At 51.3% G+C, this 23,428-nt stretch carries 22 protein-coding genes; 11 read left to right on the plus strand and 11 right to left on the minus strand.

Translation table 11 applies throughout. From position 1 onward, the window contains the following. The first annotated feature begins 137 nt into the window (after positions 1-137). From G4V39_RS11370 to phoU, 9 genes are read left to right on the plus strand one after another with little or no spacing between them, the layout of a single operon-like run. Positions 138-1,076 (plus strand): DnaJ C-terminal domain-containing protein, encoded by a 939-nt coding sequence (locus G4V39_RS11370; RefSeq protein ID WP_210412160.1) that lies wholly within the window; start codon positions 138-140, stop codon positions 1,074-1,076. Next, complete coding sequence (locus G4V39_RS01755) at positions 1,057-1,752, plus strand: DUF434 domain-containing protein (RefSeq protein WP_166031295.1); 696 nt, start codon at positions 1,057-1,059, stop codon at positions 1,750-1,752. The genes G4V39_RS11370 and G4V39_RS01755 overlap by 20 nt, the downstream gene beginning before the upstream one ends. A 48-nt stretch (positions 1,753-1,800) precedes the next feature. Then, on the plus strand, positions 1,801-2,310 hold the full coding sequence (locus G4V39_RS01760) for a nitroreductase family protein (RefSeq protein ID WP_166031296.1): 510 nt from the start codon (positions 1,801-1,803) through the stop codon (positions 2,308-2,310). Between the two features lie 3 nt (positions 2,311-2,313). After that, complete coding sequence (locus G4V39_RS01765; RefSeq protein ID WP_166031297.1) at positions 2,314-2,760, plus strand: TrmH family RNA methyltransferase; 447 nt, start codon at positions 2,314-2,316, stop codon at positions 2,758-2,760. A gap of 4 nt (positions 2,761-2,764) precedes the next feature. Next, complete coding sequence (gene coaBC / locus G4V39_RS01770) at positions 2,765-3,973, plus strand: bifunctional phosphopantothenoylcysteine decarboxylase/phosphopantothenate--cysteine ligase CoaBC (RefSeq protein ID WP_166031298.1); 1,209 nt, start codon at positions 2,765-2,767, stop codon at positions 3,971-3,973. Between the two features lie 31 nt (positions 3,974-4,004). Next, positions 4,005-4,886, plus strand: a complete 882-nt coding sequence (gene pstC, locus G4V39_RS01775; protein ID WP_166031299.1) for a phosphate ABC transporter permease subunit PstC — start codon at positions 4,005-4,007, stop codon at positions 4,884-4,886. Then, positions 4,886-5,731 carry a phosphate ABC transporter permease PstA gene (gene pstA, locus G4V39_RS01780; protein ID WP_166031300.1) on the plus strand — a complete coding sequence of 282 codons (846 nt, stop codon included), beginning with the start codon at positions 4,886-4,888 and terminating at the stop codon, positions 5,729-5,731. The genes pstC and pstA overlap by 1 nt, the downstream gene beginning before the upstream one ends. Continuing rightward, entirely contained in the window at positions 5,731-6,492 is a 762-nt protein-coding gene (gene pstB, locus G4V39_RS01785) for a phosphate ABC transporter ATP-binding protein PstB (protein ID WP_166031301.1), read from the plus strand. Before pstA ends, pstB begins: the two co-directional genes overlap by 1 nt. Before the next feature lie 49 nt (positions 6,493-6,541). After that, positions 6,542-7,870 (plus strand): phosphate signaling complex protein PhoU, encoded by a 1,329-nt coding sequence (gene phoU, locus G4V39_RS01790; protein WP_166031302.1) that lies wholly within the window; start codon positions 6,542-6,544, stop codon positions 7,868-7,870. Here phoU and G4V39_RS01795 read toward each other — a convergent pair. Both G4V39_RS01795 and G4V39_RS01800 read right to left on the minus strand, forming a co-directional pair. Beyond that, positions 7,863-9,827, minus strand: coding sequence for a hydantoinase/oxoprolinase family protein (locus tag G4V39_RS01795; protein WP_166031303.1), 1,965 nt, complete (start codon positions 9,825-9,827; stop codon positions 7,863-7,865). The two genes, phoU and G4V39_RS01795, sit on opposite strands and share 8 nt — an antisense overlap. Further along, a complete protein-coding gene (locus G4V39_RS01800) occupies positions 9,824-10,312 on the minus strand; it encodes a YfcE family phosphodiesterase (protein WP_166031304.1) in 489 nt (162 codons plus the stop codon). Before G4V39_RS01800 ends, G4V39_RS01795 begins: the two co-directional genes overlap by 4 nt. 276 nt (positions 10,313-10,588) lie before the next feature. On the opposite strand from G4V39_RS01800, the gene G4V39_RS01805 reads away from it, so the two are divergent. Together G4V39_RS01805 and G4V39_RS01810 are read left to right on the plus strand one after the other, a co-directional pair. Beyond that, positions 10,589-10,789 (plus strand): hypothetical protein, encoded by a 201-nt coding sequence (locus G4V39_RS01805; protein WP_166031305.1) that lies wholly within the window; start codon positions 10,589-10,591, stop codon positions 10,787-10,789. 346 nt (positions 10,790-11,135) lie between these two features. Further along, entirely contained in the window at positions 11,136-11,543 is a 408-nt protein-coding gene (locus tag G4V39_RS01810) for a bacteriohemerythrin (RefSeq protein ID WP_166031306.1), read from the plus strand. A gap of 51 nt (positions 11,544-11,594) precedes the next feature. Here G4V39_RS01810 and G4V39_RS01815 read toward each other — a convergent pair whose 3' ends face one another. The 9 genes from G4V39_RS01815 to G4V39_RS01855 form a co-directional block, all read right to left on the minus strand. Then, entirely contained in the window at positions 11,595-13,100 is a 1,506-nt protein-coding gene (locus G4V39_RS01815; RefSeq protein WP_246169705.1) for a methyl-accepting chemotaxis protein, read from the minus strand. Positions 13,101-13,190: 90 nt separating this feature from the next. Then, positions 13,191-13,985 carry an ABC transporter permease gene (locus G4V39_RS01820; RefSeq protein WP_166031307.1) on the minus strand — a complete coding sequence of 265 codons (795 nt, stop codon included), beginning with the start codon at positions 13,983-13,985 and terminating at the stop codon, positions 13,191-13,193. Positions 13,986-13,988: 3 nt separating this feature from the next. After that, complete coding sequence (locus G4V39_RS01825; protein WP_166031308.1) at positions 13,989-14,579, minus strand: ABC transporter ATP-binding protein; 591 nt, start codon at positions 14,577-14,579, stop codon at positions 13,989-13,991. Between the two features lie 166 nt (positions 14,580-14,745). Next, entirely contained in the window at positions 14,746-16,371 is a 1,626-nt protein-coding gene (gene groL, locus G4V39_RS01830) for a chaperonin GroEL (protein WP_166031309.1), read from the minus strand. A gap of 77 nt (positions 16,372-16,448) precedes the next feature. After that, on the minus strand, positions 16,449-16,739 hold the full coding sequence (groES, locus tag G4V39_RS01835; RefSeq protein ID WP_166031310.1) for a co-chaperone GroES: 291 nt from the start codon (positions 16,737-16,739) through the stop codon (positions 16,449-16,451). A gap of 128 nt (positions 16,740-16,867) precedes the next feature. Further along, positions 16,868-18,877 carry a tetratricopeptide repeat protein gene (locus G4V39_RS01840; RefSeq protein ID WP_166031311.1) on the minus strand — a complete coding sequence of 670 codons (2,010 nt, stop codon included), beginning with the start codon at positions 18,875-18,877 and terminating at the stop codon, positions 16,868-16,870. Between the two features lie 45 nt (positions 18,878-18,922). Further along, positions 18,923-19,399: a signal peptidase II gene (gene lspA, locus G4V39_RS01845; RefSeq protein WP_166031312.1), complete on the minus strand. Its 477-nt coding sequence runs from the start codon at positions 19,397-19,399 to the stop codon at positions 18,923-18,925. After that, positions 19,369-22,206: an isoleucine--tRNA ligase gene (gene ileS, locus G4V39_RS01850; RefSeq protein ID WP_166031313.1), complete on the minus strand. Its 2,838-nt coding sequence runs from the start codon at positions 22,204-22,206 to the stop codon at positions 19,369-19,371. The genes lspA and ileS overlap by 31 nt, the downstream gene beginning before the upstream one ends. A 20-nt stretch (positions 22,207-22,226) precedes the next feature. Then, the gene (locus G4V39_RS01855) at positions 22,227-23,426 is read right to left on the minus strand and encodes a pyridoxal phosphate-dependent aminotransferase (RefSeq protein ID WP_166031314.1); all 1,200 of its coding nucleotides are present in this window, start codon (positions 23,424-23,426) and stop codon (positions 22,227-22,229) included. Positions 23,427-23,428: the final 2 nt, after the last annotated feature.

The raw sequence follows: 23,428 nt of genomic DNA on the forward strand, positions 1-23,428 counted from the left end.
GACGACCAGATACCCACCTCCATCCTCCTTTTGCCCACAGGGGTACCTCTAAATACAGACCAGCTTGACAGAAACAGCCAAAAAATTATCTTTGGGAAGGTCTAAAGCCTTCCAAAAGAGATGAAGAGTGCCGAATTATGCCTAAGGATTATTATAAAATTCTCGGAGTATCCAAAGACGCCACCCAGGAGGAGATAAAAAAGGCCTACCGGCGCCTGGCCCTTAAGTATCATCCGGACCGGAATCAGGGCAACAAAGAGGCAGAAGAGCGTTTTAAAGAAATAAATGAAGCCTACGCTGTCCTTTCCGATCCGGAAAAGCGCCGTCAGTATGACCAGTTTGGATCAGCTGAATTTGAGCGCCGTTTCTCTCAAGAGGATATCTTTCGGGGATTCGACTTTGAGGATATTTTTCGAGATTTGGGTATCGGAGGGGATATTTTTAGCCGCTTTTTCTTCGGCAGCAGACGGCGGGGGGGAATTAACTTTGGCGATATTTTCGCCCAAATTTTCGGCACCAGCAATTTTGAACGCCCCTTCACCCATGGCCGCCATGGAGAGGGTCAAGTTGATGCTGTCCTTGAATTACCTATTACCCCCCAAGAGGCTATAGAGGGGGCAGAGAAAATCATCTATCTGGGCAGCCTTGGGCGTCCGGAAAGACTTAAGGTTCGAGTCCCCCCTAGAAGCCATGAAGGGCGTCGACTTCGTATTCCTGGAAAGGGCAAACTTGGGCCAGACGGACGCAAAGGAGATCTTTATCTTCAGATAAAAATTCTGGATGATCCTCGCTACAAAAGGCAGGGAGCCGACCTAATCATCGATAAAAATATTCGACTTTCTGAGGTCGCCCTGGGAACTAAAATTGAAGTCCCTACGATAGACGGTCGGGTAGTGAGTGTTCGAATTCCGCCAGGAACAAAGCCTGGAACCAAGCTCCGTTTAAAAGGCCTGGGCCTGCCTAAAGAGGGCGGCAGGCGGGGTGATCTCTATGTTCAGATAGGTCTTCAAATACCTCAAAGACTTAATAAGGAGCAGCGAGAGGCCCTTGAGAGGCTTGTCCAGGTTGGTCTTTGATGATGAACGCCTTACCGATCTTAAACAGCGCCTTCTGGCCCCGGCCCACGATTTAGAGTGGCTCCTTAATCGAGGCTACCCAAAGAAAAGTTCTCTGGTTTTTGTTGGTAACCATTATCAGTTAAACGCCTGGGAACGGGATATTCTTTTCCGAAGTATTTTTCCCCGAGTTGAGGCCCTAGATGCTAAGAGGAAAAAGATCCGAGCAAGGGATCTCAAAGGACGATCACTAGGGATAGATGGCTTTAACGTACTCATCACCTTGGAAAATGCCCTCTCCGGGGAATTACTCATCAGGGGAAATGACGGCTTTATTCGAGACACAGCCGGGGTCTTTAGGAGATGGCGCCGCTCAGAGAAAACCCTTCAGGCCCTAGATATGATACTCAGAGTTCTTAAAAGATATGAGGTAAAAAAGACTATATTTGTCCTTGATGCTCCATTTAGCGGAAGCAGAGAACTGGCAGGAATAATCAACCAAAATCTCCAAAAAATGGCCCTAAGTGGAGAGGCTATTCTTCAGAAACAGGTCGAGACCTGGTTAAGCAAATTCTCTGATATCGTGGCCACCTCTGATTCTCGGCTTATCCGTCGGGTCAAAAAGGCCTTTGACCTTACCGGTCATCTGACCCACTACACCTTGAAGATCAGGTCTTTGAAGTTAGTTTCAGTTTGACATCTCAAGCGAAGATGATAGAGACAGGATAAAAGCGGAGAGGAACCTATGGATAACCCAGTCCTTAAGGCCATCTACTCTCGCCGAAGTGTCCGGGATTATACCACTGAGCCTGTAGATAGGGAGACGGTCCTGGAGATCATCAAAGCCGGAACCTGGGCTCCCTCGGGGCTTAACAATCAGCCTTGGCGTTTTGCCATTGTTTGGAACAAAGAGATCAAAGACCAGATTGCCTCCCTGACTAAATATCGGGTGATCATCGAACGGGCCCCGGTGATCATCTGTGTCTTTGTAGACAAGGAGGCCATGTATCATGAAGTCAAAGATCATCAAGCTATGGGGGCCTGTATCCAGAATATGCTCCTGGCTACCCACGCCTTAGGCCTCGGAGGAGTTTGGTTAGGAGAAATCCTCAAAAATGCTGACAAGGTTCGAAAACTCCTTGATCTGCCCGAGGCCCTGGATTTGATGGCTGTCATCGCCTTAGGGCACCCCAAACACCGTAACCAAAGATCAACTCGCCGTCCCCTCTCAGAGGTTATTCTTAAGGAGGTTTAACCAATGAAAAAAAACTTTTTCACCCTGCTACTACTTCTCAGCCTGGTGGCATGCAGCCATCTTCAGAGAGAGGATGAAAGGGCTCCTTCGGCAACGCCCACCAAACCCCTTATTACTCGAACAGAATTCAGTGACATTGTTGTCCCGGCAGAGCTCTCGGTGGTGGAGGATAAGTCTCTGGTAGTAAAAACGTCCTCCTTCACGGGAGGGGTTTTAGTCTTGAGAGGCCGGGTACTGGTGCCCTCTCTTATTGAGTTCTTCACCCGGGAGCTTCCTAAAAGAGGCTGGCAACTAGTAGGAACCATTCGCTATAAAGACACCCTTTTGGCCTTCACGCGGCCCAACCGCACCTGTTTCATTTATATTTCTGAACCTGGCTTAGGTATGATGACCGAAGTCAAAATATGGGCCGCCGAGACCATGGGAGAGAACCTGGAACAAAGCTTCTAAGGATTTGATCTCCTTAAGCCAAAAAAGAATTCTGCTGGGAATATGCGGGGGTATTGCCGCCTATAAAATGGCAGAATCAGTTAGTAGCCTCCGCAAAGAGGGGGCCTTGGTCCGGGTAGTCATGACCCGGGCTGCCGAAAGTTTTATTTCTCCTTTAACCTTTGAGGCCTTAAGCGGAGAGAAGGTCCTCACAGAAGAGGATTTCCTTAGAGGGTGGCCGGATCCCATCCCTCACATATCCAATGCCCGCTGGGCTGAAGCCATAATCATTGCTCCGGCTACAGCGGCGACCATTGCTCGCCTGGCACAAGGTGAAGCCGACAGTCTTTTAGTAGCTACAGTAATGGCCAGCCAGGCGCCGGTGCTTGTCTGTCCGGCTATGAATGCTTCCATGTTTAACCATCCAGCAACCCAGAGAAACCTTCAAATGCTGGAGTCCTATGGATACCGGGTATTAAAGCCCGAAGAAGGGCCTCTTGCCTGTGGGGAGGAAGGCCAGGGACGTCTTCCAGATTGGCCAACAATTAGAGAAGAGGTTCTCTCTATCCTTAGCCCCCAGGATCTTAAAGGGAAAAAGATCCTTATCTCCGCCGGTCCTACCAGAGAGCCCCTGGATCCGGTGCGTTTTATCTCCAATCGTTCTTCCGGCAAGATGGGCTATGCCTTAGCCCGGGCGGCCCGAAGAAGGGGAGCAGAGGTTGTGTTGATCTCCGGTCCGGTGTCCCTGGCTCCACCGCCAGGAGTTAAGGTTATCTTTGTGGAGACGGCCGAAGAGATGGCCCGGGAAATGCTCTCTAGGGCCTCTTGGGCCGAGGTCATTATTATGGCGGCCGCTGTGGCCGACTACCGACCTCTCAAGACCTCAAAGAGCAAGATCAAAAAAGAAAGACAAGAAATGGAAATCCGTCTCAGCAAGACCAAAGACATCTTGGCCGAGCTGGGAAAAAATAAAAGACCGGGCCAGATAGTGATCGGTTTTGCCGCCGAGACAGAGAACCTTCTGCCCCGGGCCTCCCAGAAACTCAAGCAGAAGGCCATCGACATAATAGTGGCCAATCAGGTCGGCCAGCCCGGTATAGGTTTTGAGAGCGATACTAACCAGGTGACCATCCTCAGCCCCAAAAAACCTCCCTCTGAGATTCGGCTAGCGCCCAAGGAAGAGATTGCCGATAAAATCTATGACTACCTCATTGAGTTCCTCAAAATGTCATAAACTTGTAACAAACTGATTTTAGAGAGGGGTTGTGCTGTTAGTTGATCAAATATTTGCTCGAGCGGCCAAAATCTTCGCCCTTGCCGTTGTCCTTTTGGTAATAGCCATTTTTATTACTTTAATTTATGCCTCTTGGCCGGCCATTAGGACCTTCGGTCTTTCTTTTATTTCTGGTACCACCTGGGATCCAGTCTTTGAGAAGTTTGGTGCCCTGCCCTTTATCGCCGGTACCCTCATCACCTCCTTTCTGGCCATTTTTCTAACGCTGCCTTTTGCCATAGGGGGGGCCATTTATCTCGGAGAATATGCCCCTAAAAGGATTGCAGAAATTCTGGGATTCATTATCGAACTTCTGGCCGGCATTCCTTCGGTAATCTACGGTCTGTGGGGAATTTTCTTCCTGGTTCCCCTCATGCGTCAGGTTCAGATGGCCCTTGGCTACCCTCCTTACGGAGTGGGATTGATGACGGCCTCTCTTATCTTAGCCCTTATGATCCTCCCCTATGCCGCCTCGGTGGCCCGAGATGTGATTAAACTTGTCCCCCGAGACCTTAAAGAAGCCGCTTATGGTCTAGGGGCCACCCAGTGGGAGGTGGTCCGCTACGTTGTTCTTCCCTATGCTAGTTCAGGAATATTTGCCGGCATCATCCTGGCCCTTGGGCGGGCTCTGGGTGAAACTATGGCCGTAACCATGGTAATTGGAAATCGTTCCGAGATTCCCGAAAACATTTTCTCACCAGCCAATACTATGGCCAGTGTCATTGCCAATGAGTTCACCGAGGCCACCAGCGACATCTATCTGGCCTCTCTGGTAGAGATAGGGCTTCTTCTCTTTGTTATCACCCTAATAGTCAATATTGCCGCCCGGATAATTATCAATCGCCTAGCCGTAGTCAAAAAAGGAGTTTCCTGATGGAACCGGCCAGAATCAGATTCAGACTGCTCAAGAACAAACTGGCCACTGCGGCTATCATCGCCTTGGCCTTTTTACCCACCATTCCTTTGGCCATCATCCTTATCAATCTCTTTATCAAAGGAATTACGGCCATAAACTGGGAATTTTTGACCTCCTTGCCCAAACCGGTAGGCGAAGAAGGTGGAGGAGTGGCAAATGCCATCGTCGGGACTTTCATTCTTGTCCTGCTAGCCTCCATCATCTCTGTACCCATAGGTATTATGGCCGGAATATATCTTTCAGAATACGGAGGACGCCGCCTGCCGGACGTAGTCCGGGTGGCCGCCGACATCCTTCAGGGGGTGCCCTCTATTGTTATTGGAATCGTGGCCTATACCTGGGTGGTGGTTCCTATGGGGCGTTTTTCAGCCCTGGCCGGAGGGGTGGCCTTGGCCCTGATGATGATCCCGGTTATTGTCCGCACCACAGAAGAGGTTTTAATTCTCATACCTCGCTCTATCAGGGAGGCCTCTCTAGCCCTGGGTGTACCCCAATGGCGAACTATCCTTAAGGTGGTGTTACCTACAGGAATGGTGGGAGTAACTACCGGGATCCTGATATCGGTAGCCCGAGTAGCGGGTGAAACCGCCCCTCTCCTTTTTACCGCCTTTGGGAATCCCTTCTGGAGCCACAAACTAACCGAACCCATAAACGCCCTCCCCTTGGTTATCTTCAACTACGCTACCAGCCCTTATCCTGATTGGTGGCGTCAGGCCTGGGGGGCATCTATCATTTTGATTCTTTTGGTCTTAAGCCTTAATATTGGTTCGAGAATCCTGGCCAAACGAATTGCAGGTGACTGATGCCTGAAGCAATCATTTTCGAAACCCAAAATCTTTCGGCCTTCTACAATGGCACCAAGGTCTTAAAGGAAGTCAATGTCTCTTTTCCAGAAAAGAGGGTTACAGCAGTTATGGGGCCTTCAGGCTGCGGCAAGACCACCCTCATTCGCTGTCTGAATCGCCTCCATGAGCTAACCCCGGGAGCCTGGATAGAGGGAAAAGTCCTCCTTAAGGGAGAGGACATCTACCAGATGAATCCAATCGTTGTCAGACGCCGAGTGGGAATGGTCTTTCAAAGGCCGAACCCCTTTCCCACCATGAGCATTTATGACAATGTCTTGGCCGGATACAAGCTAAATGGCATCAGACTTCCCAAGGGCGAAGCTGATCACATCGTTGAAGAGGCCCTTCGCAAGGCCGCCCTCTGGGATGAAGTTAAAGATGTCCTCCATCGTCGAGGAACATTTCTGTCTGGAGGACAGCAACAGAGACTTTGTATCGCTCGGGCCTTGGCAGTAAACCCCGAGGTACTCCTAATGGATGAACCTACTAGTGCCCTGGATCCCAAGGCCACGGCCAAAATAGAAAATCTCATCGTCGAACTCAAGGAGACAGTCTCCATTATTATAGTTACCCATAATATGCCCCAGGCCGGAAGAGTCTCTGACTATACGGCCTTTATGTATCTTGGCGAACTGGTAGAGTTTGGTCCAACAGATCAGGTCTTTACCGCTCCCAAGGATCCGCGGACAGAAGAATACCTAACTGGTAAATTTGGTTAATTTTAGGTATAAAATCATCTGTTACTAAAAATTCCGAAGAGGAATACCTATGATCAGCCCTCTACAGAAGGATATCAACGATATCAAGACTTATCTCCTGGAGATGTGTGGCCTGGTGGAAGAGAGCCTTCGCACCGCCATTTTAGCCCTTAAACATCGTGATCCTGAACTGGCCAAGCGGGTCATCGAACAGGATAGCCGCATAGATGCTCTGGAGAATAACATTGATACCTTCTGCCTTAAGACGCTGGCCCTCAGACAACCGGTGGCCAGTGATCTGCGCTTTATCACCTCGGCCATGTCTATGATCCGAGATCTAGAGCGGATTGGTGATCAGGCAGTCAATGTGGCCGAGAGGGTTCTCTGGATCATGGAAGACAGTCAGGTTCTCGACCCACCTAAGGACCTCTATGACCTAGCCGATGAGGCCATTAAAATGCTCACCAATGCTATAAACAGCTTTGTTTATCGAGACACCAACCTGGCCCAGGAGGTCAAAGAGCACGATGAAACAGTAGATCAACTCTACCGTAAGGTAACCAATGAATTGATTGAACTTATTAAAGAGAATCCTCAGACAGCCCGTTCAGGAGTCTATCTTATTGTTATCGCCCTCAATCTAGAACGGGTAGCCGATCAGGCCACCAACATCGGAGAAGACGTAATCTATTATGTCGAGGGTCGGTTGGTCAAACACGAGGCCTGTGTTGGCGAAGGTGGACTGGCGCCGATAGGCCCCTGTAAGGAGCTATGGTCATGCCTTAAGCTCCATGCTGAATATGTCCAGTCTTGTGTAGAAAGGCTTCCTGAGGCCGTCAGAGCCTACTTTGAGGGAGATTATGAACGTTGTCGTTTTATGTCCGCAGAGATTTCTAAATTCGAACGAGAGGCCGACAAGGTCAAACAAAATATCCGTGGCAGTCTGCCTAAAGGGATCATCATCCCCGTAGATAAGTTTGAACTCTTTCTCTATCTTAAAGAGCAGGACGCTATCGCTGATTCGGCTGAGGACATCCTGCGATGGCTTACCTTCCGGCGCACCCAAGTCTCTCCGGTAATTGCCAACCAGATCATAGAGTTAGTGGAAACCTCTGTCTCCCCGGCCAAACTGATTATTTCCATGCTCGATGAGGCCAAGGCCTACTTTGACACCCGGAAAGAAGGGCACTGGGATACCGTCAGAAATCTGGTTCGTGAGATCCGCCGTCAGGAGCATGAGGCCGACCAGCAGGCTACTGATCTACGCCGGGAAATCTTCTCTCTTCCTATCGAACCGCTGGCCGTCTATCACCTCTTAAAGCTCACAGAGTTCATTGGTGATGTGGCCAATCACGCTGAAAATACTGCTGACCTCATGAGGGCCATGATCGCTAGGTAATCTCCAGCCAAAGGTTGCCAAGATCATCCACCAGAAAGCCAACCTCCGGGGGTACATAACAGGTGGTATAGTCAGAGATAATCACTACGGGCCCCCGGCCACTGTCTCCAGGGGCCAGCCCCCTCCAGGAGAGGATCTTGCCTGCCTCCCACCTGTTGTCGATAAATATTCGTACCTGTCCTAAGAGTGCCGGCCCTTCGGGGCTCCAGCCGGGAAAAGAGAATTCTTGGCCCCTAACATAGACTCGACATCGGACAGCAGTGAGCTCTAAGGGATGATCCGCGAGAAAATATCCATAGAGTCTCTCATGGGTCTTTTCAAAACAAGAAATGAAGGCTTCATCAAAGGGAACAGTGATCTCATAGGATTGCCCCTGATACCGAAGATCAACCGAGGGCTCCAGAATAAGATCATCTGAAATAAAGCCAAGGGCCTGGGCCTCGGCCAGGGCAGAGCGAGCCAGATCCTCCACCAGGGCCGCCACCTCGGGATAAAGAAGCCTCTCCTTACTCAAAAAGACCGTCCGGGAATAATCGAACATGGGACGGCTAGCCAGCATCCCCAGGGCCGAGAGCACTCCGGCCATAGCCGGGACGATCACCTTCCTTATGCCCAGCTCCCGGGCCAATTCAGCCGCATGCAGAGCCCCGGCTCCTCCATAGCAGAAAAGGACAAAGTCCCGGGGGTCGTATCCTCGCTCAAGACTCACAGCCCTCAGGGCCCGGGCCATGTTGATATTAACCACCCTGATCACTCCCTGGGCTGTCTCAAAGGGAGAAAGCCCCAGGGCCCGAGACAGGGGCTCCATGGCCTTAAGGGCGGCTTGATAATCCAATTTCATCCGGCCTGAAAGGAAATGCTCTGAAGGAAGACGGCCAACAAGGAGATTGGCATCGGTGACGGTGATTTTTTCCCCCCCACGAGCGTAACACACGGGCCCAGGGTCAGCCCCGGCACTCTGAGGCCCCACCCTCAAGGCCCCTCCACGATCAACCCGAGCGATGGAGCCACCACCAGCCCCTACAGTATGAATATCTATAACGGGCAGGGCCACTGGGAAGCCCTCTATTTGATAATCACGGGTATAGGATGGCAGACCGTCCACCAGAGAGACATCGGTAGAGGTCCCTCCCATGTCAAAGGTAATGATTCTGGAGAGACCAAGTTTCTGACTCAAGGTCCAGGCCCCCATAACACCAGCTGCAGGACCAGAAAGGATAGTTCTCACAGCCTGGGAGCCCGCTACTCTGAGGGGAAGCATTCCCCCGTTTGACTGGATCACAAAGATGCTACTTCGCGGCAATCTTTTAGCCAGACGATGGAGGTAACGGTGCACCACCGGGACCAGATAGGCATTAATCAAGGTGGTAGAAAAACGCTCATATTCTCGAAATTCAGGGATAACTTCTGAAGAAAGACAAACAGGAATGCCTAGGTCTTCTAACCATTGGCCAATTTCCCTCTCGTGGCTGGGGTTGACATATGAATGGAGCAGGCAGACCGCTACAGCTTCAGCCCTTTCCCGGGCCAAAAAGGCCTTGAGTCTGCTTTTTTCATGGGGTGAAAGCCCTCGCAGTACAGAGCCGTCAGCAGAGATCCTTTCTGAAACACCGATGACCCTCTTCCGAGCCACTACAGGGGAGGGCCTGGTAACCAAAAAATCATAGAGCTTGGGCCGGGCCTGACGACCGATAAAAATAACGTCTTCAAAACCAGAAGTGGTAATCATGACTACCCGAGCCCCTTTGCGCTCTAAAAAGGCATTTGTGGCCACGGTAGTGCCATGGAAGAGTTTAAATGGTTGGTCAAGGCCTGGTAGAAGACATCCCAGCCCCTCGATTATGGCCTGAGAGGGATCCTTGGGCGTTGAGGGAAGTTTGAAAGTTTGTAAATCATTATCTTTCCGGAGGACAAAGTCTGTAAAGGTGCCTCCGGTATCTACGGCCACTTCAATCACAGGATAACCTTTTCTATATGCCGCGTCTTGGTGTCAAAGAGGGCAAAGGTAGGAGGACCCTCCTTACCAAGGATCTCTCCGGGGTTAACCACCAGAGTCTGGCCTATTTGCTGGACTTCATAGACATGAGTATGCCCACAACAGACTAGATCATATTCTCCTGTGGTGGCCAGCCCCTTGGCCATCTGAGGAAAGTGAACCACGGCGAGCCTTAAGCCATCTATCTCTAAAGTGGCAGACCAGCCATGAAGATAAACTTCAGGGCTTTGGTTACAAACTCGGCTCAGTAGCCAAACATCGCCGGGATTGTTGCCTAAGATAAGATGTTTGGGGCCAGTGAAGGCTGACAATTCCTTGATCATAAAAGGAGAGATCAAATCACCACAGTGGATTAAACACTCCGCCCCTCGGGCGTTTATCTCCTCAATGGCCTGATGAAGGTTCCAGATGTGATCATGAGTATCACTGATGATAGCAACCAGCATGTCTGACTCCTTAAAAAAATCTGGGGCGCGGTTCATTTCTATTACCCAAGAGCCTCAAAAAGCTCAAGGGGAGGCCAAAACATCGAAGCCACTTTTATTAATTCTTGGAACCGAAGAGATCATTCCCGAAATTTTAGTCCCCCTTCAGCAGGCCCTCTTTTTAGATAGGCCTTAAAAAATGTCATTTTTCGGCCACAGATTCGTCAAATGGCTTTTCTATTTAGAAAAAGAAAATCATACCGATTAACTCCCCAAAGAGACCTTGGGAGGGATAAGATGCGCTGCCGATATTTACGAAATTACTCCCTGGATACCTCTCAGTGGGTAGTAATCTCTTGTGCGGCCAGAAAAGGGCTTTATATTCCCAGTGCTTACGAGCTTCATGGTTACTGTATCGGTAAAGGCCATCGGTTATGTCCTTATTACCTCCGAAAAATCTTTAACCGCCGGCAGAACAAGAAAGAGGCCGCTGCTTAAAAGGCCCTCCAAGGATCGATCCCCTGGATCTCATCTGATCTGGATGAGAGTTCAATACTCGATGACATCTTTCTTGCTTTAAGCGACTTAGAAAAATCAGATAAATACCACTAAAGCAGACAAAAGAAGCATCCCTTACCAAGGGATAGTTAGAGATAAAAACATATAAACACAAAACCAAAACGTAAAACCCTAAACCATTAGGACAAAAAAGAGACAACTATTATCACCAATTAACCCTAGAAATATTACCTAGAAAAAACACGAAATCAGCAAAAATTTAAAGAATATCTTTAAAAAGGTCGATTCTTAGATATAAACCATCCCTAAAGAGAGGAGGGTGGAGATGGAAAAGCTAGTATCATGGAATGATGCGTTTAGCGTAGGAGTAAAGTGCATAGATGATCAACACAAACAACTAGTAAAAATAATAAATTGCGTTCAAAGAGTAAAAAATATAGAAAAAGACAGAAAGAAAACCATAACAGTCCTTAACTGTTTAATAAGATATACAGATACACACTTCATCACGGAAGAAAAGTTAATGAAAGAATATGACTACCCAGAATACAAAGAGCACCAAGAAGAACATGAAAAACTATTAATGGATATTTTTAACATCCACTCACTATATGAAAAAGGAGATATAACCTCAAATTGCCTCATGGTCTTCTTAAAAGACTGGCTGGTGTGCCACATACTGGATACAGACAGAAGGTGTGGCCTTTTTTTAAAAGCAAAGGGAGTTTCTTAAAAGAAGAGAGAGGGGAGTTCTCCCCTCTCTCTGAAACCTGGCTGGAAGCTACTAACAGCGGAATCTGGAGGCCAGCTCTTTAAGCCTTACTGCCAAAGAAGCCAGCTCCTGGGAGAGGGCCTGTCCTTCTTCACCCTTTTTGGCCGTCTCCTCTACAGCCAGGGCCATAGAGTTGATCTTACCCTTAATATTTTCGGTACTTTCTGCCGCCAAAGATATGGATTGACTTATCTCTCCCATGGTCGCAGTCTGTTCCTCTACGGCACTGGCTATAGTGTTGGAAATATCGTTTATCTGACCAACAATTCCCGTAATCTCCTCAATGGCCTGGACCGATGCCTCCGCATCGGTCTGAATAGCCTGGATCTTCTGGGAGATTTCATCTGTAGCCTTGGCCGTCTGTTTGGCCAGCTCCTTGACCTCATTGGCCACCACCGCAAAGCCCTTGCCGGCCTCTCCGGCCCGGGCGGCCTCAATGGTGGCGTTCAGGGCCAGAAGGTTGGTCTGCTCGGCGATCTGGGTGATGAGCTTGACCACCTCCCCTATCTCCTGAGAAGACACACTAAGCTTGGAGACCACTTCATTGGTCTCCTGGGCCTTTACTAGGGCCTGATTGGCCACCTGAGCTGCCTGGGATGTATTTTGGGAGATTTCGGTAATGGCTGAGACCATCTCCTGAGCGGCACTAGAGACGGCCTGGATATTATTACTTACAGACTCCTCGGCCTTCTGAACCTCCTCGGCCTCCTGGGCCAGACTTTTGGCCGTGGTGGCCACTTCAAGGCCAGCCCGATTGACCTCCTCGGCCGAAGCGGAAACCTTCTCCGAGGAAGTCTTGACCTCTCCCAAGGTCTCCCTTAAGCTGGCAACCATTTTTTGGAGGCCTCTAAGGAGCTGGCCGATCTCGTCTCGGCCCAGATGGGGAAAGCTCACCGTAAAATCCCCTTTTGCCAGCTTATCCACCACAGAAAGGGCCTTTTCTACCGGCCTGATCACCGAGACAGAAATAGACCACCAGATAACGGCCAGGATAAGCAGCGTAAAACTAAAGATTATCCCCTGGTATAGCTTAAGCCGGGAGAGACCTTCTACGGCCTTGGCCTCAAAAAGTTTGGTCAGTTTATTGGCCTCTTCAAGAAGCTCAAGGTTGTGTTCCAGAATATAGTTGCGGTCTTCCTGCGTTCCCTGACCGGAGATGGCCTTGTTTAGGTGGTCTTTAAACTCCTGCCAGGCCTGCTCAAGCCTGGAGATCTGGGCCAGAATCTTTTCATCCTCAATGGCCGAAAGGTTGTACTTTGAGTCCCCTCCCTTAAGGGCCCTGAGGCTCTCCTCAAAAAGGGCCATGGTCTCCTTTACGCCGGCAAAATCACCTTCCAGGAACTGTTTAGTCATCTTCTGGGATAGCATCCGCTGACGTCCGGCCAGATTAACGGCCACGGCATCCTGACTGTTCTTCTGAAGGACAAAAAAGATTACCCCAAAGTTAACGAGACCTACCAGAAACATGATCAGCACAATCAAAGTCAACCGCCCTTTTATGGTCTCAAAGATCCTCACGTCTGACCTCCTTAAGATTTTTCTCGTTTAAAATGATTATCGGCCGGAGGCAGATTTCTTTATAATGGAATTGTTTAAAGGGGAGAGTGGTTATCTCTTCTTGACCAGTTTTTCCAGGCAAAGTCTGACTTCAGAGTCGATCAGGTGACGGCCGGCCCAGAAAGTGACCAGGGTTGTCCCCAGAGCATAGGCGGCGGCTAGCATGAACATCACCAGAATCTGGTAGGCTACAGCCTGAAGAGGGTCGGCACCGGCCAAGATTTGGCCGGTCATCATTCCCGGAAGGGAGACCACCCCGGCCACCGACATGGCGTTGACGATAGGAATAAGACCGGTCCTTACGGCCATCTGCCAAGGACGTCTTAATGCCTCTCCCCGGGTGGCCCCATAAGATAGATAAAGCTCAACCTCCTCCCGGTGGCTAACCAGATAGTCAAGGAAGCGATCCAGGGATAAGGAAACACCGTTTAAAGAGTTTCCCAGGATCATCCCCATAAGGGGGATGACATATTGGGGATGATACCAGGGTTTGACCCCCACAATTAGCTGGGTAACTATTCCGCCGACCAAAATGGCGGAAAAGCTCATGGTCGCCGCGGCGTTCCAGAAGATCCCGGTATAACTTCGCGAAGAACGAGCCACAGCCTCACGACTGGCCATAAGAATCATAAAGATGAGGATGAAGGTCACCGACCAGGGACTCTCGTGGGCAAAGATCCCCTTTAGCACCAACCCCAAAATGGAGAGCTGAACCACCGTCCTCAAGGCAGCCCAAAGAAGACGCCTCTCAAGTCCCAGGCCTAAGATTAGAGAAAGAATCCCGGCCAAAAGAACCAAGGTTGAAGCCCAAAAGAGATCCAAAGGCCCTAAAGTAATCTGGGTCATGTTTTAAAATATCCTCTTCAGGCCACCACTCTCTAACCGGAAAAGGATGTCCACTCCTTTAGGCACAGGTTCGTGGATAACACAAAGGCTGGCCCTTCCAGGGCGTCTGGCCTGTCGAGAGAGGAGTTTAAAGGCTCGAGTGTAACTTTCAGGGTCAAGTCCTGTAAACGGCTCATCGGCTAAAAGCACCTTCGGATCCCAGAGAAGGGCCCTAACCAGGGCCAAACGGTGGCGTTCGCCTAAAGAAAGATCTCTCACCCTTTGAGACCAGCGAAGATATCCCAGGCCCAAATATTCCATAAGCTCCCGGGCCCTTGATTCATCAAAACAGCGATCTCCTCGATTTTTAAGACCAAAAACAAAGGTTAAGTTATCCCAAATTGTGCCGGCAATCATTGCTGCCCCACAAGAGAGTAGAAGCACCTCGGCCCGAAAGCGGGAAATATCCGACGGAAGATATTCTCTCCCCTCAAGAAATCTCCTTGCCCCCTTGGCTGGTATTAGACCAACCATTTGTCGCAAGAGAGAAGTCTTTCCCGAGCCAGAAGGACCGGTGAGGACTACCAGGGTGGCCTCAGGCAGAATGACTGTCACGTCCTTATAAAGTAAACGGCCGTTTTCTTCAAAGCTTAGAGGACCTACCCAGAGAAGATCAGACATCTTTTGAGGAATACCACAGTGGCCCCAAAAACAAAAAGGCCCCTTTTCGGGGCCTTTTTAAGCCGGGGGCCAATTCCCCCGGCATATCAATTACCTTGCTTTAATACATCGGCGGAGCACCGGCCCCCGGAGCGGCGGCCTCCTTCTCCTCCTTGGGTTTTTCAGCCACCATGGCCTCGGTGGTCAGCAGAAGGCCGGCCACAGAAGCAGCATTTTGAAGGGCCGTCCGGGAGACCTTCGTCGGGTCAATGACTCCGGCCTGAAGGAGATCCTCATAGACACCCTTGGCGGCATTGAAGCCGACAGCCCCGCTTTCGCTCTTAACCCGCTCTACCACCAAAGAACCCTCAAAGCCGGCATTGGAAGCAATCTGGCGGAGAGGCTCCTCCAGGGCCCGCAAGAGAATATTGACTCCCAGCTTCTCATCGCCCTCAACATCAAGCCCTTCAAGAGAGGCCAGACAGCGGATGTAGGCCGTGCCACCACCGGGGACAATTCCCTCTTCCACCGCGGCCCGGGTAGCGTTAAGGGCATCTTCCACGCGGGCCTTCTTCTCCTTCATCTCCGTTTCAGTAGCCGCACCGACATAGATCACAGCCACACCACCGATGAGTTTGGCCAGACGCTCCTGGAGCTTTTCCCGATCATAGTCAGAGGTGGTCTCTTCAATCTGAGCCCTGATCTGCTTGACCCGGGCCTCAATGGCCTCTTTGGAACCAGCCCCATCAACAATAGTGGTGGTGTCTTTATCGATGATCACCCTTCTGGCCCGGCCGAGATCATTAATGGTAGCATTTTCAAGCTTTAGACCAAGCTCCTCGGAGATTACCTGACCACCGGTGAGAATGGCGATATCTTGAAGCATGGCCTTACGACGCTCACCAAAACCAGGGGCCTTGACAGCGCAGCACTGCAGAACCCCTCTGATCTTGTTGACAACCAGGGTGGCCAGGGCCTCGCCCTCAACATCTTCGGCAATGATGAGAAGAGGCTTGCCCATCTTGGCGATCTGCTCCAGAATGGGCAGCAGATCCCTCATGGAGCTGATCTTTTTGTCGTGGATGAGGATATAGGCATCCTCAAGAACGGCTTCCATCTTCTCGGGATCAGTGACAAAATAGGGGGAGATATAGCCCCGATCAAACTGCATTCCCTCGACGACCTCAAGATAGGTATCCAGGCTCTTGGACTCCTCAACGGTAATGACCCCCTCTTTGCCCACCTTGTCCATGGCATCAGCAATGATATTGCCGATGGTGGGGTCATTGTTAGCGGATATGGACCCTACCTGAGCGATCTCCTTGCGGTCTTTGCAAGGCTTAGAGAGTTTCTGGAGCTCCTCAACTACCTTGGCTACTCCTTTGTCGATTCCCCGTTTAAGCTCCATGGGGTTGGCCCCGGCGGTGACCATCTTTACACCTTCAGTGAAGATGGCCTGGGCCAAAATGGTAGCCGTGGTGGTCCCATCACCGGCCACATCGCTGGTCTTGGAGGCCACTTCCTTGACCATCTGGGCGCCCATGTTTTCAAACTTGTCTTCCAGCTCGATCTCCTTGGCCACAGTAACACCATCTTTAGTGATGGTCGGAGAACCAAAAGACTTTTCAATGACCACGTTACGTCCCTTCGGCCCCAGGGTGACCTTCACCGCATCGGCCAGCTTGTTGACGCCGTTTAAAATGGCCTCGCGGGCCTTGATCCCATATTTAATTTCCTTTGCCGCCATATCCATCCCTCCTTATTTAATCTCTGGGAGTTTTGTAGGAAAATCTGAAAAAATTCCGGAAAGAAGTTCGAGAAAAGCTAATCTTCAATGATGGCTAGGACATCGTCTTCACGCATGATGAGATACTCTTCACCCTCGATCTTAACCTCGGTCCCGGCATACTTGCCAAAAAGGATCCGATCACCTTCCTTGACCACCATAGGGATCTTCTGCCCGCTGTCGGTTACCCGACCATCACCTACGGCAATCACCTTACCCATGATGGGCTTCTCTTTAGCCGTATCCGGGATAATAATCCCGCCCTTGGTGCGCTCTTCCTCTTCGATCCTCTGGACAAGGATCCGGTCATGAAGCGGCCGAATCTTCATACTCCTTCCCTCCTGTGATTGAGTTTTTAACTCTTTGGAGCTTGTTAGCACTCGTCGAAGTCGGCTGCTAATATAATCACTTGCCTCCGGGGTGCAAGATCTTTTTTTAAGACTTTTTAAGGTTGCTTTCAGGTCTCTCGGGAGAAGGTTTTGACTAGGGAGTAGATCACCACCACTACCGTGGCCCAGAGAAAAAACTTTCCCTGAATGTCAAAGAAAAGCCGGGGGCGAAAGGGTACGATCTCCGGGGCAAGATAATACAGGTAAGAAAACAGCGAGGGTAGCCCCAAGGTAATGATCAGGACCAAAAGCTCACCCAGAATAGAAAGACGCAAAAAATAGCGAAACCGCTCCATGGTTGTCTGATAGGAGATAAGCCCACCCTTTTGAGACTCAAGGGCAACAATGGCCTGTTCCAGTCTCTGGGATTCGGCCATAACCTTCTTTATGTGCCGTTGGGGGTCGCTTTTGGCCAGAATATCAAGTTCTCTTAAGGATTCTTTGATTTCTTCCAGGGCCTGGCCGAATGAGGCATATTTGTTTTTATAAGGATAATCTCGCCAGAAAATCACTAACTCGTCGTAGCGCCGGATAAGTTCTCTGACCCCCTCTACTACCTCCCGCTGGCGGCGGACGATCATTCCCTGACCATCCAGGGCCAGGTGAGCGGCCGCTTTGCGGGCCTCCTCCACGGCGGCGATGCCCCCTTCATAGATGGCCTTCCGGATCTCCTCAAGAGACTCTTCTTTGGCCTTTACCTCCTCATCTTCGGGGCTAAAGACCTTTTTGAGCCCGGCCACAACCTCCTCAGCCCTGGTCAAATGGGCCAGCGCCTCCTCCTGGGCCACGGTTAAATGGCGAGAGAGGATTTCCTCCAGAGTGAGTTGCCATCCAATAAAATTAGGCTCCAGAAAGGCCTTCATCCAGAAAGAGGCCGACTGTCCCACCAGGGCCCTTATTCGGGCCTCAGCCTCGTCATAGACACCCATCCGGGATAAGGCCAGGGCTTCGGCGTAAAGGGCCTCACTACAACTTTTATCTATTCGAAAGGCCGCCTTCAGGGCCTCGTCGGCCAGGGAACTCTGGCCTTTAAGGTCAAGACAGCGGGCCTTAACCAAATAAAGGTAGGATCTCTCCAGGGGTAACCTGGCCCGATCCATGGCCTCCTCCAGAAAGACCAAGGCCCGATCGATATCCAGAGTCTCGATGGCTATAAAGGCCGAGACCAGAAACGGTCTCATATCCTGGGGGCGTTCTTCAATAAGCTTGTCGAGAAGTCGTCGGGCCTCTTCGTGACCACCCACCCTTAAGGCATCAAGAGCCAAGAACAGCGGCCCTTTGGGGGGAGAGGACCGGCGAAGGTTAAGTCCCTCCCATCTCTCTGCTTCACTGCCGCAGAGTTGAATTAAAAAGCGGAGTTGATAGGGCAGACGAAGATCAAAAAAGGCCAGGTAAGCTGGATCCCGAAGATCTTTTTTAAACCAAGCCTTCTCAAAGCGCCCGCCAACATGCTCGGGTTTTATTCTGGCCAGGGCCCTTAAGGCCTGCTGACCAAGATCCAGCTTCTTGCTAGGGCAATCGCCAGGATGGTGATCAAAGGCCCCACAATAAAAACACTCTGATTCCCGACCTAAAAAGGGAAGATCCCTGGCCCCAAAGATGGCCTCGCTTTTAAAACTTGAGGCCAAACGAAGCTCGGCCAGATCGGTTCCCTCCAGGGGTTCAAGCTGGGTCAGGATCTCCCAATCTGCCGTCTTGACCTTACGGTAGTTTTGGGCCGCTCGAGGGGCAAGATAAAGATGGCCTGGTCGGAGGCGATCCACATTACTGAAGAGCCTTCTGGTTAGGGCCGCGGCCTCTTTGCCTATCTCCAAGACAACCTGAAAAGGGGGAGGGGCTACCGTAAGGGATCCTTTAAAAAACTGCTGGATCGAAGAAAACAGATTATCCGCCAGAAGAATAGCCTCTTTGAGGCCCGGAGAAAGGACATAGAAAAAGCCCTTGTGGGCCGAAACCTTTCCTCCCTTGCGGGCCAGCTCCTTACCTATGGTCTGGACAAAGGCCTCAAAGCGTCCAGGAAAGAGGACCTTACCCAGGGAGGGAAGAGGCGCATATAGACTGAGAACCGGGTCCTTCATCTTGTCTTAACCTTAAATCTGAAATCGGCGGAAGACAGAAGCAGACTAAATCCGGCTTCGGCTGAGAAAATAGTAGGCCAGGAGGCATCCCCCCAAGGTAATAGCCGAATCAGCAACATTAAAGGCCGGCCAGTGATATCCGGACCAGTGCACATCGATAAAGTCTATTACCCGGTGAAAGCGGATCCGATCAGTCAGGTTGCCAAGGGCACCTCCGAAGACAAGCCCCGTGGCCAGACAGAGCAGAGCCGGTCGCCGCTCGGCCGAAGCCAGCACCCAGACCATCATCCCCAAGGCCAGAATGCTGACACTTACAAAAAAGTAGTGCCGCCAGCCTTCCTCCCCGGCCAAAAATCCAAAGGCCGCTCCGGTATTGGAAACCAGAGTGAAGTCTAAAAGGCCGGGGACAATTACCATCGGCCCCTGAGCCAGGGTCTTCAGGGCCCAGAATTTGGTGAACTGATCCAAAAAATAGACCAGAACCGCCGGGATCAAGAAGAGGCTGAGACTACGTCGCTCCATACCCTACTGACCACCTCGTAACACCGGCGACACAGGGTGGGTTGATCAGCAAAGGTGCCCACATCTTCAGACCAGGTCCAACAACGTTCACATTTTCTCCCCGGAGCATGACGGACAAGAATGGATAGCCCCGGAACCTCCTCCGAGCGATAAAGAAGCTCTCCCTGGCTGGCTTCAAGCACCCCATCTTCCTGCCACTTAACCGAGGAGACAATAGCCAGATGGCGCAAGGTGTCCAAATTCTCCCTAACAAAGGGGGCCAGATCTCCCTCCGCCGAGAAGACAAGTTCGGCCTCCAGGGCGTTCCGGATGATCTTGGCCTCCTTTCTGGCCCGCTCAAGGGCCCGGGTGATCTCTGAGCGAAGCTCAAAAAGCCTCTCCCACTTCTGAAGGAAATCCTCCGGCAGGCTGGCCAGAGGAGGCTCGGGAAAGGTGGTCAGGTGAACACTGGGCTCCCTGTCGTCTCCGGGAAGATATCCCCAGATTTCTTCAGCGGTAAAGGAAAGCACCGGAGCCATAAGTTTGGTGATGGCCAGAAGGCTTTGATAAAGCACCGTCTGGGCCGCCCGACGAGCCCTGGAGTCAGGGGCCTCACAATAGAGGGTATCCCGCATAATATCAATATAGGTGGCGCTCAAGTCCACCACACAGAATTGATGAATACGATGATAGACAAGATGAAAGTTATAACCCTCATAGGCCTGGCGAACCCGGGAAATAAGCCCCGATAAACGATAAAGCATCAGGCGATCGAACTCGGGCATCTCCTCTGGGGCCAGGGCGTGCTTACGGGGATCAAAGTCGTAAAGGTTCCCTAAAATAAAGCGAGCGGTGTTACGGATCTTGCGATAGGCTTCGACCAGACGATCAAGAATCTCCTTACCAATCTTGATGTCGTCTCGATAGTCCTCGGCGGCCACCCAAAGACGAAGGATCTCTGCCCCATATTTTTTGATGATCTCCTCCGGTCGGATAACATTGCCCAGGCTCTTAGACATCTTCCGGCCCTGCTCATCGACTACAAATCCGTGGGTAAGGACGGCCTGATAAGGGGCCTTTCCCCGGGTGCCAACAGAACAGATAAGAGAGCTTTGGAACCAGCCCCGATGTTGGTCGCTTCCCTCCAGATAAAGATGGGCCGGGTAGTCATGATCCTCCCGGGGTTCAAGCACCGCGGCCCAGGAGACACCCGAGTCAAACCAGACATCAAGGATGTCTGTCTCCTTACGGAAGGAAGTAGCACCACAGTGAGGACACCTAGCACCAGCCGGGAGAAAGACCTCCGGTGGATGTTTAAACCAGGCATCGGCCCCTTCCTGCTCAAAAATAGAGACCACCTTTTGGGAGACCTTTTCGTCCTTAAGAGGCTCGCCACACTCCTCACAGAGGAAGACACAGATGGGCACCCCCCAGGCCCTCTGGCGAGAAATACACCAGTCGGGCCGGGAGGCCACCATGTTGTGGATGCGATCTCTCCCCCAGGAGGGAATCCAGCGCACCTTGTCAATCCAGGACAGGGCCTTCTCCCTTAGGCCTCCCACATCCAGAGAAATAAACCACTGCTCGGTGGCCCGATAGATAACCGGGCGCTTACAGCGCCAGCAGTGGGGATAACTGTGTTCGATCTCCTCCCAGTGAACCAGAGCCCCTGTCTCCTTGAGATGGGCAATAATCTTCTCATTGGCCTCAAAGACGAAATCTCCCCCAAAGAGCGGAAGATCCTGGCGAAAACGACCCACCTCATCCACCGGGCAGTAAACCTCAAGGCCGTAACTAAGGCCGCTTTGATAGTCCTCATCTCCGTGCCCGGGAGCGATGTGAACACAGCCTGTTCCGGCTTCAAGGGTTACGTAATCGGCTAAAATGATCAGAGAGTCTCGATCGTAGAAGGGATGCCGAAGGTGTCGCCCCTCAAGCAGAGAGGGAGAAAACTTTTCAACGATCTCGTAGTCAGAGACGCCCAGTTGACTCACCAAAGAAAGAACCCGCCCCTCGGCCAGGATAAAGTATTCTTCGCCGACTCTTAGAACCACGTAATCAAAATCTGGATTAAGGGCCACGGCTAAATTGGCCGGCAAGGTCCAGGGAGTAGTAGTCCAGATAAGTACCGAGGCCCTTTTACCCCTTAAGAGAGGCAGGGCAGAGACGACATCTTCCGTTACCGGGAAACGCACCGTAATAGAGGGGGAGCGGTGTGGATAGTACTCCACTTCGGCCTCGGCCAGGGCTGTAACACAAGAGGGGCACCAATAGACGGGTTTTTTGCGTCGATACACGTTGCCCTGGTGGAAAAAGGCCAAAAACTCTCTGGCGATCACCGCCTCGTAGTCAGGGGTCATGGTTAGATAAGGCCTTTCCCAATCTCCAATAACCCCAAGGCGCTGGAACTCCTGACGTTGGATATCAATAAAACGCTGGGCATAGGCCCGGCATCGTTCACGAATTTCGACGACAGATAGCTCCTTTTTGCGGCCTTTGAGCTCCTTTTCCACATTGTGTTCGATGGGAAGGCCATGGCAATCCCAACCAGGAACATAAGGACAGACAAAACCCAACATCCGCCGACTCTTGAGGATAAAGTCTTTCAGAACCTTGTTCAGGGCCGTGCCCATATGGATGTGGCCGTTAGCATAGGGAGGGCCATCATGGAGGGTGAAGCGAGGCCGTCCACGGCCCGCTTCAAGCATCTTCTGATAAAGTCCTTCCTCATACCAGCGCCGAAGAATCTCCGGTTCTCGCTGGGCCAGATTGGCCTTCATGGGGAACTTGGTCTTGGGCAGATTGAGGGTCTCACGCCAGTCAGGCATCTAGTACCTCCATTCTAGGTTCAGGAAAGTTTGGCCAGGGCTTCTTTGATCCTGGTGATACCCTTTTCAATCTCCTCCTCCGAAGTGGCAAAGGAGAGGCGAATACAGGTATCTTCACCAAAGGCAACCCCGGGGACACAGGCCACTCGGGCCTCCTCCAGGAGATAGTCAGCCATGGCTAGAGAACCATCTATAACTTGCCCTCCAGCCTGCCGGCCATAATAGGCCGAGAAGTTGGGAAACATATAGAAAGAACCCATGGGCACCAGACAGCTTATCTCGGGAATCTCCAGGAGAAGGGAGACCATCAGATCCCGGCGGCGTCGAAAGACCTTAACCATCTCTTTAAGAGAATCCTGAGGGCCGAGAAGGGCCGCCAGAGCCGCCTTCTGAGAGATAGAGCAGGCATTGGAGGTGCTTTGACTCTGGATTCTAGAGGCGGCCTTAACCAGCTCCTCCGGCCCCACCAGCCAACCCAGACGCCAGCCAGTCATGGCGTAGGTCTTAGAGACCCCATTAACGATAAGGGTACGGTCCATCACCTTTGGCTCCAGAGAGACCACATTAAAGGGAGCCCGGCCATCAAAGCGAATAAGATCATAAATATCGTCGGTAAGGATATAAAAGTCGTGCTCTAAGGCCAGATGAGCCACTCCTTTTAGAAACTCCGGGGAAAGAACTACCCCGGTGGGGTTTGAGGGGCTGTTGATAATAATCATCTTTGTTCGAGGGCTTACGGCCTCAGCTACGGCCGAAAGGCTGGGCTCAAAGCCCTTCTCTTCGCTGGTATTGACCACCACCGGACGGCCACCGCAGATCTCCACTATCGGAGGGTAAGAGACCCAGTAGGGTGAAAGAATAATAACCTCATCTTCCTCCTCCACCAGGGCGGCCACGGCATTAAAAATGGCCTGTTTCCCTCCGGAGGTAACGAGAACAGAGTCTGGGGTATAGCTTAGTCCATAATGGGCCTTGATTTTTTGAGCTATGGCCTCCCTTAATTCGGGGATTCCCGGGACAGGGGTGTAGCGGGTAAAGCCTTCTTCTATGGCTTTGCAGGCCGCCTCTTTGATAAATTCCGGGGTGTCAAAATCCGGCTCCCCGGCAGAAAGGTTGACCAAATCAACCCCTTTGGCCCGCAGGGCTTTGGCTTTGGCATTTACTGCCAGGGTTGGCGACGGCTTAAGATCTCTTACCCGACGGGAAAGTCCTTTCTTCATGA

The sequence above is a fragment of the Thermosulfuriphilus ammonigenes genome (assembly GCF_011207455.1).
GTDB classification, from domain to species: Bacteria; Desulfobacterota; Thermodesulfobacteria; order Thermodesulfobacteriales; family ST65; genus Thermosulfuriphilus; species Thermosulfuriphilus ammonigenes.